This is a genomic window from Variovorax sp. GW823-FHT02B07, assembly GCF_058797695.1.
In genome coordinates, this window is sequence record NZ_JBXAJX010000001.1 from 815,452 (window position 1) to 827,977 (window position 12,526).

Here is a 12,526-nt window from a genome sequence, read left to right on the forward strand (position 1 = left end):
GAGTGGTTGGAGTTGGCGAGGCTACCCGCTTCGCACACGCAGCGTTCCCCTCGACAACCCGCAGACACGCTGGCCGTGGGCGAGGTGGTCGAGGGGGTGCGGCGCGTGCTCAGGGCGTCAGCGCCGCGGAACCCGCGATCGCATTCGCCTCGGCCGCGCAGTCGGCCGCGGGCGGAGCGCTGTCCGGGCGGCTGCGTGCCTGCGCGATCTCGTTCTTCGCCGCGCTCATCTGCGCCGTGAACACCGGGTTGGCGTGCAGCCGGCCCACGGTGGCCGCGCCGATCAGGCGTCCCGCTTCGATGTCGCTGCGCCAGTGCACGCCACAGATGCCGCGGCTTTGCGCGAAGGCGCGGCCACGCTGCAGCAGCGCGTCCGCGCGCTCCGGCGCGAGCTCCGTCAGCACCAGGGCCCAGGCCCAGCCCAGCGCCGAGTGCCCGGAGGGGTAGGAGCCGTCCTTGGCCAGGTGCGCCTCTTCCTTCGGCGTGCAGCTGGCGGCCTTCAGCGCCACGAAGGGCCGCGTGCGCTGGTACTTCTCCTTGGCCTTGTAGGTGGCGCCGCCGGCATCGGCCAGCGTGCGCCGCAGCAGCATGTTCAGGTGCGGCGTCTGCTGCTCCGAAATGCGCACGCCCAGCGCGCAGGAGAAGGTGGAGGCCGCCTCCGGAAAGCGCAGGTTGGCATCGCGCACCGCGAGCGCGCCGCGCGGCGAACCCTGCAGCGCGGTGAGGCTGCGGAACGCGGCGACGTCGGCCGCCAGCGCGGCCGAGTTGGCCTCGGGCGGCGGTGGCAGCAGCGCCAGGCTGTCGGGCATCTCGGCCGAGGCCAGGTAGCCCTTGAGATAGCCCGACCCCGGGCGTGTTTCGCCGACGTCGGCCGCCGAGGTGGTCGGCGCGGGCGATGTGGCGCATCCGCCCGCGAGCAGCGCCGCGATGAGCAGCGGCGACAGGTGTTTCAAAGCCATGGGTACCTCCTTTCGCATGCGCTCAGAACGCGTGGCGGATGCCGAAGTCGTAGCCCATCGACGAGCGCGGCGCCCAGCCCGCGGCCTGCGCGGTGCCGCCCGTGAGGTAGGCGGCCGAACCGCCGGTGATGGCGCCCATCACGCCGGGGTTGTTCCAGCCGTCCTTGATGCGGATGCGCGACACCGAGGCGTACAGCGCGGTGCGCTTGGACAGGTTGTGCACGTAGCCCAGCGAGATCTGGTTGGCCGTGGTGTCGCGGTTGCCGTTCAGGCCCCACAGCAGGCTGTTCAGGTCGGTCGCGGCCGGTGCGCCGTTCTTGTACTTCACCGAGGCGTACGACGCGCGGATGAGGCCCGGGCCCACGGGCACGGTCACGCCGAGCATGTAGCCGTTGTACTTGTCCTTGCGCGTCGCGGTGTTCATGAACGGGACCGCCAGGCCCGGCAGGTTCTGCAGCGTGCCGGTCTCGTTCTTGTCCTGCACGCGCGAGACCTCGGCGAACAGCTTGGCGGGGCCGAAGTTGTACGACGCGCCCAGGTTCAGCGCGTTGATCTTGCGCTCCTGCGTGGCGGTCGCGATGCCCAGCGCGTTGAGCGTGGTGCTGTCGGCGGCCGTGCTCTGGCCGTAGGCGATGGCCAGGTCGAGCGGCCCGCTGGCATAGCCCAGGCGGCCGCCCACGTAGCGGCCCTTGGCCGACGGCGTGCCGGGTTGGTCGCTGCGCTGGGTGTTCTCGTGCAGCGTGTACTGCAGCTGGCCGTAGACGCCGCCCAGGTTCGGCGGCAGGAAGTAGCCGATCGAGTTGCCGGTGCGGATGTAGTTGTCGGTCGCGGCCACGACGGAGCCGGGGCCGGCGATGGCGGCGATGCGGCTGTTGATGTTGGCGATGAGGTTGGTGCCCACGCCGTTGGTGCCGAAGGGATCGAAGACGGTGTCGTTCCAGAAGGTCGCGGCGTAGTCGCGGCCCAGGCGCAGTTCGCCGAACGGACCCGACAGGCTCATCGTCGAGCGGCGGTTGAAGTTGGTGATGCCCTTGGCGCCGTCGTCGTTGGTGATGCCCGACTCCAGCCAGAAGCTCGCCGCCAGGCCGCCACCGAGGTCTTCCGTGCCGCGAAAGCCGACACGGCTGCCCGCATAGCCCGAGTTCGACAGCGCGGTCTGGCTGGTCTTCGCACTGCCGCCCGCGGCGTTCGCCGGTGGCAGCACGAAGGGGTTGGGGCTGTGGTACGTGCTCTTGGACGTGTAGCGGCTGATGCCGACGTCGACGATGCCGAACACCGTGACGGACGATTGCGCCGACGCGGTACCGGCGGCGGTGAGGAGAGCCAATGCGGCCAGGGAGTGATGTTTCATGGCAGGTCTTGCTTTGCTTGCTTCTTCAGGGATGAACGAGTCCGCTGGTGCGCATCGCTGCGTTCCAGGGCTCGGGTGTTCCGAAGGGCGGATGCCCTTCGGGGACTTCGGGAAAAGGGGTGCGGCCTCTAGCCGCGCGCGCAGGGCGTGTGGCCGTGCATCACGGCATTCGCATCGCGTCGCGCGAGCCGCGCATGCTGCGCAGGGGTCTCGTCGTTCGCGCATCGCGTCGCATGGGCGACGCAAGAAGCCGGATCAACGAACGCGCCGCGGTGCTGCGAAACAGCGTCAGGCGTGCAGGCAGGGAACGTGCATGTCTCACTTAGGGAGTTCCTCGTTGTTCTTTGATTGGCCAGTCCTATGATAGGAATCGCTGCTCTTCGAATCCGTCAACCAGGCAACAGTTTTTGCTGAGTCATCCCATGGAATACCCGCAACCCGTATCGCAGAGCACAAGGGAAGAGATCGAGCACGGGCTGAGCACGTGCGCGGTGTTTCTCGATTGGCCGAAAGACCGGCTGCGCGAGTTGGCGAACGCCGCGCGCGCCAGGCACTACCGGCGCCGCACGCCGCTCGTGAGTCGCGGCAATCACCAGCGGGAGGTGTTCGTGATCGTGTCGGGATCGATCGAGATCGCGGCCACCAACGCGGCCGGCGACAAGTACATCCTCTCGGTGCTCGGGGCCGGCCAGATCACGCGCATGGTGCATCTCATCGACGACATGCAGCCCATCTTCGCCTTCGATGCGCGCGCCGATTCGCACATCATCCACATCCCCGGTGCCGCCATGCGGCGCATCCTCGATGCGGAGCCGGTGCTGTGGCGCAGCATCGCCCAGACCATGCTGCGGCGCTATCGCATGAGCGCCGAGATCCTGCAGGACCAGGTGCTGGGCTCGGTGCGCCGGCGCACGGCGATCACGCTGCTCAACATGGTGTATCGCTACGGGGACGCGAGCGGCGCGCCGTGCGACACCGAGCTGCGCGTGTCGCAGACCGACCTGGCGAACATGCTGGGCGTGTCGCGCCAGACCGTCGGCAAGGAACTGGCGCAGTTCAAGGACGAGGGCGTGCTCGGCTGCAACGAGGGCTACCGCCTGGTCACCGTGGTCGACCTGCCCCGGCTGCACCGCATCGCCGCGGAAGACTGAGCTGAAGCCTCAGCACGGCGCGCACGTCAGGCGGTAGGCGTGCGGGCTGGTGCCGGTCCAGCGCACGAAGGCATGCCTGAAGTTGGCGGCCTCGCTGTAGCCCAGGCGCTCCGCGATCTCCTCGGTGGTCATGCGGGTCTTGCGCAGGTACTCGATGGCCAGCCGCAGGCGCACCTCGTTGAGGATCGACCGGTACGTGGTGCCATGCGTGGCGAGCCGCCGCCGCAGCGTGCGGGGCTCCAGCGCGAGCGTGCGGGCCATCGACTCGATGCTCGGAAAACGCCACGGCATCTGCTCCACCAACTTGCGCCGCACCGCCGCAGCGATGCCGCCGGCATGCGCCAGCCCGGCCACGAACTGCTGGCAGCTCTCGCTGGCCATGGCATGCGTGAGCGGATCGTGCAGGCGCGGCGCGCGCGTGCACCAGGCCTGGTCGAACTGCAGCGCGTTGTCGGGCTGGTCGAACTGCACGGGGCACTGGAACCATGCCTCCCAGACGCCCGCGCCGTGCTCGGGCGCGGGGCAGGCCAGGCGCAGGCCCGTGAAGCCGAAGCCATCGCCGTACAGGTCGCGCGCCAGCGTCAGGTGGGCCGCGAAGGTGAAGGCCAGCGCAAAGCGGTAGAGCGGATCGCGCGGGTCGGGCGACACCAGCACCTCGAAGCTGCAGGTGCCGGGCGCGCGCGCGGGGTCGTGGTGCATGTCGGCCAGCGGCCCGATGGCGCGGCGGTAGGTGATGGCGAACTCGATCAGCGCGCTGAAGGTGGGGCTGCTCTGCAGCGCGTAGCCCCACATGCCGTAGGCCGTGAGGTGCATGCGCGCGCCGGCACGCAGCGCCACCGTGGGGTTGCGTGCCAGCGCGAGCGCATTGCGCAGCACGGTGACCGTCTGCGCATACGACACGCGCGTGCCGGGCGCGCGCAGCGCGGCCTCGTCGAGGTCGCTGCCGGCCAGGGCCTGTGCGACGGGGATGCCGTCCGAGGCCAGCGTGGCGACGACCGCGGCGATGCGCTGCGGGGTGTACACCGGGGGTTCGAAATCGGGAGGCGGGTGATGCACGGTTCTCGGCCGGCGGCGCAATCAGTCCAGCGTGACGCCCGTGGCCCGCGTGAGCTTCAGCGACACGGGCAGGAACGCCTTGTACGCCGCCGAGGCTTCGGCCGGCGTGTTGCCGATGGGCTCGGCGCCCATGTCCTCGATGCGGCGCTGCACCTCGGGCTGCTTCACCACGGCTGCGACTTCGCGGCTCAGCTTCTCGACGATGGCGTCAGGCGTCTTGGCCGGCACCAGCAGCGACGTCGGCGCCATGAGCATGAACATGTCGTCCTTGTAGCCCTGCTCGGCGAAGGTCGGCACTGTGGGCGCGGCCTTGGCGCGCTGCGCGCCCGGCACGGCGATGGCGCGCAGCTTGCCGGCCGCGACGTAGGGCTGGAAGGTGCTGATGGAGCCCACGGTCATCTGGATCACGCCGCTGAGCAGGTCGACCGCCATCGGACTTTCGCCCTTGTAGGCCGCATGCAGCGTCTGGGTGCCGTAGGTCTTGTCCATGAAGACCTGCATCTGGTGCGGCTGCACGCCGGGGCCCCAGGAGCCCATCGCGTACTTGCCGGGCGCCTTGCGCACGGCCTCGACGAGGCTTTTGAAATCCTGCGCCGGTACCGAGGGGTGCACGACCATGATGGTGCGCGTGCTCGCGATGTCCGACACGTGGCGCAGGTCGGTGCGCGGGTCGTAGGGCAGCTTCTTGTACAGCGCCAGGTTCGCGGCGATCGGGCCCGGCACCGACAGCAGCACGGTGTAGCCGTCGGGTGCGCTCTTGGCCACGTAGTCGGTGCCGATGATGCCGCCCGCGCCGCTGCGGTTCTCCACCAGCACGGGCTGCTTCAGCCGCTTGGCGAGCCCGTCGCCCACCAGCCGCGCGAGTGCGTCGGCCGAGCCGCCGGCCTGGTACTGGACGATGATGCGGATCGGCTTGCTCGGGTAGTCGGCCTGCGCCAGGGCGGCACCGGCCGCCAGGTGGAGCCCGACGATGCACAGGCCGGGCGCGCGCAGCGCGCGGAAGCTGAAACGGGTCATGAAGTGAGTGCCTTTCGGGTGGGAGACGATGCGGTCGATACGATCAGGGCAGGCGCTTCAGCGCGGGCGGTGCCCAGCGCCCGTCGAGCACCGGTGCCTGCGGCACGTACAGGCGCAGGTTCATGCTGAAGGGCCCGGCGGGCGCGGGCAGCCAGTTCGGGGCCTTGGCCGGGCCCGGCGACGCGTGCTGGATGTACAGGTCCAGCGAACCGTCGGCGTTGAAGGCGAGCGCGTCGCGGTCGCCGATGGCGTAGCGGTTGAGCGCGTTGTCGACGAAGAACTGGTCGGGACCGTACAGCGTCAGCGACCAGAACGCATCGGCCGGCGGCAGCTCGTGCGCGTCGAAGTGCAGCACATAGCGCGAAGTGCCCGACAGCGGCTGGCCCTCGCTGTCGCAGACCGAGCGCGGGTACATCGCCTCTTCGCGCGGCAGGGCACCCAGCCCGGCGTAGGCGACGAAGGCGCGCGCCAGGTAGTCGTTGCCGTAGACGCCCACGTTGCTGCCGAGGCTCCAGCCGTTGCGCACCATGCGCATCGCTGGCGCACGCTCGAGCATGCGCCGGTAGGCATCGGGCGCGGCGCGCGTCAGGGCGCGTTGCACGGCCTCGGGGGCTTCGGCCAGTGCGAAGCCGCGGCCGGGGACCAGGCCGATGCGCTCCATGCGCAGCAGCAGCGCACCGTCGGTGGCATGCGGCGGGTTGCGCTGGAGCAGTTCGGCGAAGAGCGCGAAGAAGGCGCCAGCACCGAGCGCGGCCACCTGCTCGACGGGCGGGCGCATGTCCAGCGCTGCATCGACGTGGCCGGCCGGTGGGTCATGGGGCTGGCCCCAGGCCGACAGCGGCACGGCCTCGAAGCCGGCCTGCAGCGTGTGCACGTGGGCGTAGTCGGCCGCGCCGTTGGTCTGGATGCGCCCGACGATCCAGCCCACGTCCGTGGGGCTCACGATGGCGCGCACGCCCTCGGGCAGCGTGCCTTTCCAGCGCGGGCCGACGAGCGCGAAGTGGCCGCCGCCGTTGCCGTTGGTGCGCGTGCCCAGCGTGGCGAACACGTCGGTCCACAGGTCGTAGAACGGAATGACGTGGTAGCGATCGCCCATGTCCGGCAGCGTCAGCACCAGCGGCTCTTCGCCGACGTCGTACCAGATGTTGGAGTACAGCGTGTCGGCATTGGGACGCACCACGTCCTTGAAGCCGGCGTCGGGGTAGGTGGGCACATGCACGAAGCGGTTCATCGGCCCGCGCACGCGCGCGCCGTCGGGCTGCGCGACGTTGGTGGCGACGCGGCGCGTCAGCTCCATCACCACCATCGGATAGGCATAGGTGTAGGCCTCGATGCCGATGGCGTAGGCGTCTGCTTCAGTGATCAACGTGCTCACGACTGGACCTCCGCATAGCGCAGCCAGACGTCGTGAATCTGCCCGTCGAAGCCGAACGGCGCTCGGTCGAAGTACTCGGCCGCCACCGGCGAGCCCAGGTCGCAGCCGACGTCGAAGGTCTCGCAGGCCGAGAAGATGGCCGTCACCGTGACGCCGATGTCGCACGCCGCCACCTGCGCGCCATCGACGCGCAGCACGGCGCGCGCGGGCCGCTGGGGCGCCGTGCCGTCGCTCATCGTGAACTCGACGTCGATCGCATGGCGTCCGGCGGCGATGCGCGCGGGCGAGCGTGCCTTGAAGCGGTACATGCCGAGCATGTTGTATTCGTAGGCCAGGTGGCCGTCGTCCAGGTACAGGCAGATGCCGCCATTGAAGCCGCCCAGCGCGAACAGCACGCCGCTCGCGCGCTCGCCCAGCGTGGCATCGACGGTGGCGGTGTGGCTGCGCGTCTTGATGTTGGGCGCGCAGTTCTCCGGAATGCGCGTGATGTCGCCGCTGAAATGCCACGAGGTATGCCGGGGCGCGATGCGGTGCTGCGGCTTGAGCGTCAGGTGGTAGATCGCGCCCAGCGGATAGACGTGGTTGATGCCTGCCTGCACCGCGAACATCTCCTTCATCTGCGCCAGCTTCGCCGGCTGCGCCTGCGCCAGGTCGTGCGCCTGGGCGTAGTCCTTCGCGACGTGGTACAGCTCCCAGACGTCGTTGTCCGGGTCCCAGGTGGCCAGCCCGGGCGCGGCGCCCGCGACCCAGGGAATGCGCGGGCCGAACACGCCCGCGGTCCAGCCGTCGTGGTGCACCATGCGGCTGCCCGCCACCTCGAAGTACTGCACGCCCTTGCGGCCCTCGGCCTGCGGATGGGCGAAGGTGTAGGCCATCGAGATGCCGTCCAGCGAATCCTGCCGCACGCCGTTGAGCTCGATGGGCGGCGTGATGCCCAAGATGTCGTAGAGCGTGGGCGCGATGTCGTTGACGTGGTGGAACTGCGAGCGCGGCGTGGTGTCGGGCCGGATGCCGCGCGGCCACGACACGACCAGCGGCGTGCGCGTGCCGCCGAAGTGCGCGGCGATCAGCTTGGTGCTCTGGAACGGCGTGGAGCCGGCCCAGGCCCAGCCGGCGTGGTACATGTTGTCGGTCTTGCGCCCGCCCAGTGCGTCGAGGCCGCCCAGGCCTTCCAGCAGTTCGAGGTGCTGCGAGATCTTGGTGGAGATGCGGTTCTGCGCCAGCAGCTCGACCACGGTGCCGTTCTGTCCTTCGGCGCTGCCGCCGTTGTCGCTGAACACGAAGAACACCAGCGTGTTGTCGCGCAGCCCGAGCTGCTCCAGCTCGTCGACGACCTTGCCGATCTGCGCATCGGTGTGCTCCAGGAAGCCGGCGTAGACCTCCATCAGCCGGCGCTGGAACGGGCGCTCGGCCTCGGGAATGCTGTCCCAGCTGGCGAGCGTCTCGGGCCTTGGCGTGAGCTCGGCAGTCTCGGGAATCCAGCCCATTTCCTTCTGGCGCGCGAAGGCGCGTTCGCGGTAGGCGTCCCAGCCGTCGTCGAACTTGCCCTTGTACTTGTCGGTCCATTCCTTGAAGACGTGGTGCGGGCCGTGCACCGCGCCGGGCGCCCAGTACATCAGGAAGGGCTTGTCGGGCGTGATGGCGCGGTGGCGGCGCAGCCAGCCGCAGGCCTTGTCGGCCATGTCCTCGCTCAGGTGGTAGCCCTCGTCGCGCGGCGGCTCGATGAGCGTGGTGTTCTCGACCAGGCGCGGCTCGTACTGCGAGCTCTCGCCGCCCAGGAAGCCGTAGAAGTGGTTGAAGCCGTGGCCGGTGGGCCAGCGGTCGAAGGGGCCCATCTGCGTGGTCAGGTTGGCCGGCGTGTTGTGCCACTTGCCGAACGCGGCCGTGTTGTAGCCCCAGGCCCCGAGCACCTCGGCCAGGGTGCCGGCGCTCTTGGGAATGACGCCCACGTAGCCGTCCCAGTCGGTGGCGTATTCGGAGATGTGGCCGTAGCCCACGCGGTGCGCGTTGCGCCCCGTCAGCAGCGACGCGCGCGTGGGCGAGCACACGCCGCAGTTGTGGAAGGCGTTGTAGGTGATGCCGCTGCCGGCCAGCCGCGTCAGCGTGGGCGTGTGGATCTCGCCGCCGAAGGTGTCGGGGTGCGCGAAGCCGGCGTCGTCGAGCATCACGATCAGCACGTTCGGTGCGTCGTCGCGCAGGTGCGGCACCGCCTTGCGCCGCTCGTGCGTGGACTCCGACAGCTTGCGCCCCGCGATGCTGGCGCTGGGCGGTGCATCGAAGGGCAGGTGGCTGCCCTGGCCGGGCAGGGTGTTGAAGCCGCCGAGGGGGGCGGACGGGTTGGATTTTTCTTGTGTCATGGGGGTCTCCGGAACGCGCGAAGGCAGAGCCCCGGCGTCGTGGTGGATCGGGCGTCAGTCCAGCGTGACGCCGATGGACTTGACCAGGGCGCTCCAGTCCTGCAGGTCCTGGCGCAGGACCTCCTTGAACTGTTCCGGCGTGGGGCGCGGCAGGTCGGTGAAGTTGAGTTCGCGCAGGCGCTGGGTCACGGCCGGGTCCTGCAGGGCGCGATAGATCTCTTCGTTCAGGCGCTTGACGACGGCGGGCGGTGTCTTGGCCGGCACGAAGAAGCCGTACCAGGTGTAGTTCTTGAACGGGAACCCGGCCTGCGTCATCGTGGGCACGTCGGGCAGCATCGGCAGGCGGTCGGGGCCGCTGTAGGCCAGGGCCTTGGCCCGGCCGGCCTTCACCACCTCGATGGTGGAGGAGATGTCGGCGAAGCCGGCGTCCACCTGGCCGCCCATGAGGTCCTGCACGCAGGGGCTGCTGCCCTTGTAGGGCACGTGCAGCAGCGAGATGCCGGCCTGCTTCTTCAGGCTTTCCATCGTGAGGTGGCCGCCCGAGCCATTGCCCCACGAGCAGTAGTTCAGCTTGTCGGGGTGGGCCTTGGCATGGGCGACGAAGTCCTTGAGCGTGTTCGGCGGCAGGTCCTTGCGCACCAGCAGCAGGTTGCCGCCACGGCCGACCTGAGCGACGGGGGCGAAGTCCTTGAGCGGCTCGTAGGGCAGCTTCTTGTAGAGCGCCGGGTTGATCACCATCGTGGCGGCGTAGGTGAACAGCACGCGCGTGCCGTCGGCCGGCCCCTTGGCGACGAAGTCGACGCCCAGGATGCCATTGGCGCCGGCGCGGTTGTCGACGATCACGCTCTGCTTGAAGGCCTTGCCCAGCACGTCGGCGAACAGCCGCGCGATGAGGTCGGTGCCGCCGGCGGGCGGCGTGGGCACGACGATGGTCACCGTCTTGCCCGGGTAGGCGGCGCCGTCTTGCGCCGTGGCCGTGCCGGCGAGGGCGAGAAGAGCCAGCGCGGTGAGTGCCGGCCGCAGCAATGTCCTGTTCACGGAAATGTCTCCTTGGGAATGGGTCGCGCAGGCCCCGCGCCTCTGGGCGCGTCCCCCATGGCTATGGGGGCGGGACTGCGTCTCCATGCTAGGAAACAGCGGTCATCGATTCCGTCAACCAGCCGACAGATTCGCCGACACCGGCTCGGGGAATACCCTCTGGCTCAGCCGGATGCGGGCCGTATGTCGGCCGGCGAGGGCGCGTTGTCGTTCCGTGGTCGCGCGCACCCTCGACGGGGTGCTTTCATGCGCCCAGCTTGCGCGCAATCAGGTCCTTCATGATCTCGCTGGTGCCGCCGTAGATGCGCTGCACGCGCGCATCGGCATACATCCGCGCGATCGGGTACTCGACCATGTAGCCGTAGCCGCCGAACAGCTGCAGGCATTCGTCCAGGACCTTGCCCTGTTGCTCGGTGCACCACAGCTTGGCCATGTAGGCGGCCTCCTGGTCGAGCGTGCCGTCGACCATGCGCTGGATGCAGTCGTTGACGAAGGTGCGCACGACGTGCGCGATGGTCGCGCACTCCGCGAGCTTGAAGCGCGTGTTCTGGAAATCGAACACGGCCTGCCCGAAGGCCTTGCGCTGCTGCGTGTATTCCACCGTGAGTTCCACCGCGCGTTCGATCACCGCGGCGGCCGGCACGCACAGGAACAGGCGCTCATAGGAAAGCTGGCTCATGAGCTGCACGAAGCCGTCGCCTTCCTTGCCGCCCAGCAGGTGGTCGGCCGGAACGCGCACGCCGTCGAAGAAGAGCTCGGCGGTGTCCGACGCATGCTGGCCCAGTTTCTCGAGCCGTCGCCCCACGCGAAAGCCCGGCAGGCCCTCCGTCTCTAGCACGACCAGCGACACGCCGCGGCTGCCCGCCTCGCCGGTGCGCACCGCCACCACCAGCAGGTTGCCCGTGAAGCCGTTAGTGATGAAGGTCTTGGCGCCGTCGATCACGTAGTGGTCGCCGTCGCGCCGCGCGCGCGTGCGCAGCGCCTTCAGGTCCGAACCGCAGCCGGGCTCGGTGAGCGCGATGCCGGCCAGCAGCTCGCCGCTGGCGAGCTTCGGCAGCCAGCGCTGCTTCTGCGCCTCGGTGCCGTAGTCGAGGATGTAGTGCGCCGCCAGGTTGTGCACGCCCGTGTTCGCGGGAAACTCGGCCTTGGCCAGCTCGTCCTGCACCACCATCTGGCAGGCCAGCGAGGCGCCGGCGCCGCCGTAGGCTTCGTCGAGTTCGGGCAGGAGGAAGCCCATCTGTCCGAACGGGCGCCAGGCCTCGCGCGGAATGAAGCCCTGGCGGCGCCAGCCGTCCAGGTGCGGCGAGAGCTCGCTCGCGATATAGCGGCGCACCTGTTCGCGGAACGCGTCGGTGTCTTCGTCCATCCAGCGATGGCGGTACAGCTGTGGAAGCATGGTGTTCTTCGAGGTCGGTCAGTCAGTGGGTCGATCGATCGGCCTTGGCGCGGGCCAGGAAGCGCGCGCAGGCGTCGTTGAAAAATTCACCGGCCACGTGCCGGCGCTGGGCCGTGCATTCGTCGCTCAGTTGCTGCGCGAGCGTGGTGTCGCTCGCCGCGTCGATCAGCTGCCGCGTATCGCGCAAGGCGGCGGCCGATGCATGGCCCAGTCGCTTGGCGATCGCGCGGGCTTCCTCGAGCAGCACGGCATCGTCGACGCAGCGCCAGACAAGGCCCCATTGCTCGGCCTTCGCCGCGTCGATGCGTTCGCCGAGCAGCGCCATGCCGAGCGCGCGGCTGCGCCCGAGCAGGCGGGGCAGCGACCAGGTGGCGCCCAGGTCGGGCACGGCCCCCAGTTGCGGCACCTGGGGCACCAAAAAGTAGGCCGAGCGCGCCGCGAGCACGACGTCGGCCGCCAGCGCAATGCCCACGCCCGCGCCCACGCAGGGGCCGTTGACGGCGGCCACCACCGGCACGGCGCAGTCGGCAATGGCCTGCGTGATGGGGTTGCCCACCTCCTGCATGCCGCGCCCGATTTCTTCCTGCGCATGGGCCGGCCCGCCGGCGAGCACGTCGCCGAAGTAGCCGATGTCGCCCCCGCCGGAAAAGGCGCGGCCCGCGCCCGTCAGCACGATGGCGCGCACGCGGTTGTCGGCCGCGCTGTCGCGCAGCGCCGCCAGCAGGGCTTCGAGCAACGGCGGCGCCAGGGCGTTGAGGGCATCGGGCCGGTCGAGCGTGAGCGTCGCGATGCCCTCATGCACCTCGCGCCGGACAGCGGCGGTCATC

The 12,526-nt window shown here is 69.7% G+C and carries 10 protein-coding genes; 1 reads left to right on the forward strand and 9 read right to left on the reverse strand.

What is annotated here, in order from left to right; all coding sequences use genetic code 11:
- Nucleotides 1-109 precede the first annotated feature (109 nt).
- Both AC1RGU_RS03885 and AC1RGU_RS03890 read right to left on the reverse strand, forming a co-directional pair.
- Entirely contained in the window at nt 110-958 is an 849-nt protein-coding gene (locus tag AC1RGU_RS03885) for an acid phosphatase (protein ID WP_492694873.1), read from the reverse strand.
- A 22-nt stretch (nt 959-980) separates the two neighbouring features.
- Nucleotides 981-2,309, reverse strand: a complete 1,329-nt coding sequence (locus tag AC1RGU_RS03890) for a porin (protein ID WP_492694875.1) — start codon at nt 2,307-2,309, stop codon at nt 981-983.
- Between the two features lie 422 nt (nt 2,310-2,731).
- On the opposite strand from AC1RGU_RS03890, the gene AC1RGU_RS03895 reads away from it, so the two are divergent.
- Nucleotides 2,732-3,460, forward strand: coding sequence for a Crp/Fnr family transcriptional regulator (locus AC1RGU_RS03895; protein ID WP_082817968.1), 729 nt, complete (start codon nt 2,732-2,734; stop codon nt 3,458-3,460).
- Nucleotides 3,461-3,469: 9 nt separating this feature from the next.
- Here AC1RGU_RS03895 and AC1RGU_RS03900 read toward each other — a convergent pair whose 3' ends face one another.
- From AC1RGU_RS03900 to AC1RGU_RS03930, 7 genes are all read right to left on the reverse strand, one after another.
- On the reverse strand, nt 3,470-4,516 hold the full coding sequence (locus AC1RGU_RS03900) for an AraC family transcriptional regulator (RefSeq protein ID WP_492694877.1): 1,047 nt from the start codon (nt 4,514-4,516) through the stop codon (nt 3,470-3,472).
- A 21-nt stretch (nt 4,517-4,537) separates the two neighbouring features.
- Entirely contained in the window at nt 4,538-5,533 is a 996-nt protein-coding gene (locus tag AC1RGU_RS03905; protein ID WP_492694878.1) for a Bug family tripartite tricarboxylate transporter substrate binding protein, read from the reverse strand.
- A gap of 43 nt (nt 5,534-5,576) precedes the next feature.
- On the reverse strand, nt 5,577-6,908 hold the full coding sequence (locus AC1RGU_RS03910; protein WP_492694880.1) for a DUF1254 domain-containing protein: 1,332 nt from the start codon (nt 6,906-6,908) through the stop codon (nt 5,577-5,579).
- On the reverse strand, nt 6,905-9,265 hold the full coding sequence (locus AC1RGU_RS03915) for an arylsulfatase (protein WP_492694881.1): 2,361 nt from the start codon (nt 9,263-9,265) through the stop codon (nt 6,905-6,907). Before AC1RGU_RS03915 ends, AC1RGU_RS03910 begins: the two co-directional genes overlap by 4 nt.
- A gap of 54 nt (nt 9,266-9,319) precedes the next feature.
- A complete protein-coding gene (locus AC1RGU_RS03920) occupies nt 9,320-10,303 on the reverse strand; it encodes a Bug family tripartite tricarboxylate transporter substrate binding protein (RefSeq protein ID WP_492694882.1) in 984 nt (327 codons plus the stop codon).
- Between the two features lie 244 nt (nt 10,304-10,547).
- On the reverse strand, nt 10,548-11,699 hold the full coding sequence (locus AC1RGU_RS03925) for an acyl-CoA dehydrogenase family protein (RefSeq protein ID WP_492694884.1): 1,152 nt from the start codon (nt 11,697-11,699) through the stop codon (nt 10,548-10,550).
- A 22-nt stretch (nt 11,700-11,721) separates the two neighbouring features.
- Nucleotides 11,722-12,525, reverse strand: coding sequence for an enoyl-CoA hydratase/isomerase family protein (locus tag AC1RGU_RS03930; protein WP_492694885.1), 804 nt, complete (start codon nt 12,523-12,525; stop codon nt 11,722-11,724).
- Nucleotide 12,526 lies beyond the last annotated feature (1 nt).

What these genes read in the sequence shown, in the direction of transcription:
- AC1RGU_RS03925 (WP_492694884.1), bottom strand. Translation starts at nt 11,699, where the DNA reads ATGCTTCCACAGCTGTACCGCCATCGCTGGATGGACGAAGACACCGAC.
- AC1RGU_RS03905 (WP_492694878.1), bottom strand. Translation starts at nt 5,533, where the DNA reads ATGACCCGTTTCAGCTTCCGCGCGCTGCGCGCGCCCGGCCTGTGCATC.
- AC1RGU_RS03885 (WP_492694873.1), bottom strand. Translation starts at nt 958, where the DNA reads ATGGCTTTGAAACACCTGTCGCCGCTGCTCATCGCGGCGCTGCTCGCG.
- AC1RGU_RS03915 (WP_492694881.1), bottom strand. Translation starts at nt 9,265, where the DNA reads ATGACACAAGAAAAATCCAACCCGTCCGCCCCCCTCGGCGGCTTCAAC.
- AC1RGU_RS03930 (WP_492694885.1), bottom strand. Translation starts at nt 12,525, where the DNA reads ATGACCGCCGCTGTCCGGCGCGAGGTGCATGAGGGCATCGCGACGCTC.
- AC1RGU_RS03895 (WP_082817968.1), top strand. Translation starts at nt 2,732, where the DNA reads ATGGAATACCCGCAACCCGTATCGCAGAGCACAAGGGAAGAGATCGAG.
- AC1RGU_RS03890 (WP_492694875.1), bottom strand. Translation starts at nt 2,309, where the DNA reads ATGAAACATCACTCCCTGGCCGCATTGGCTCTCCTCACCGCCGCCGGT.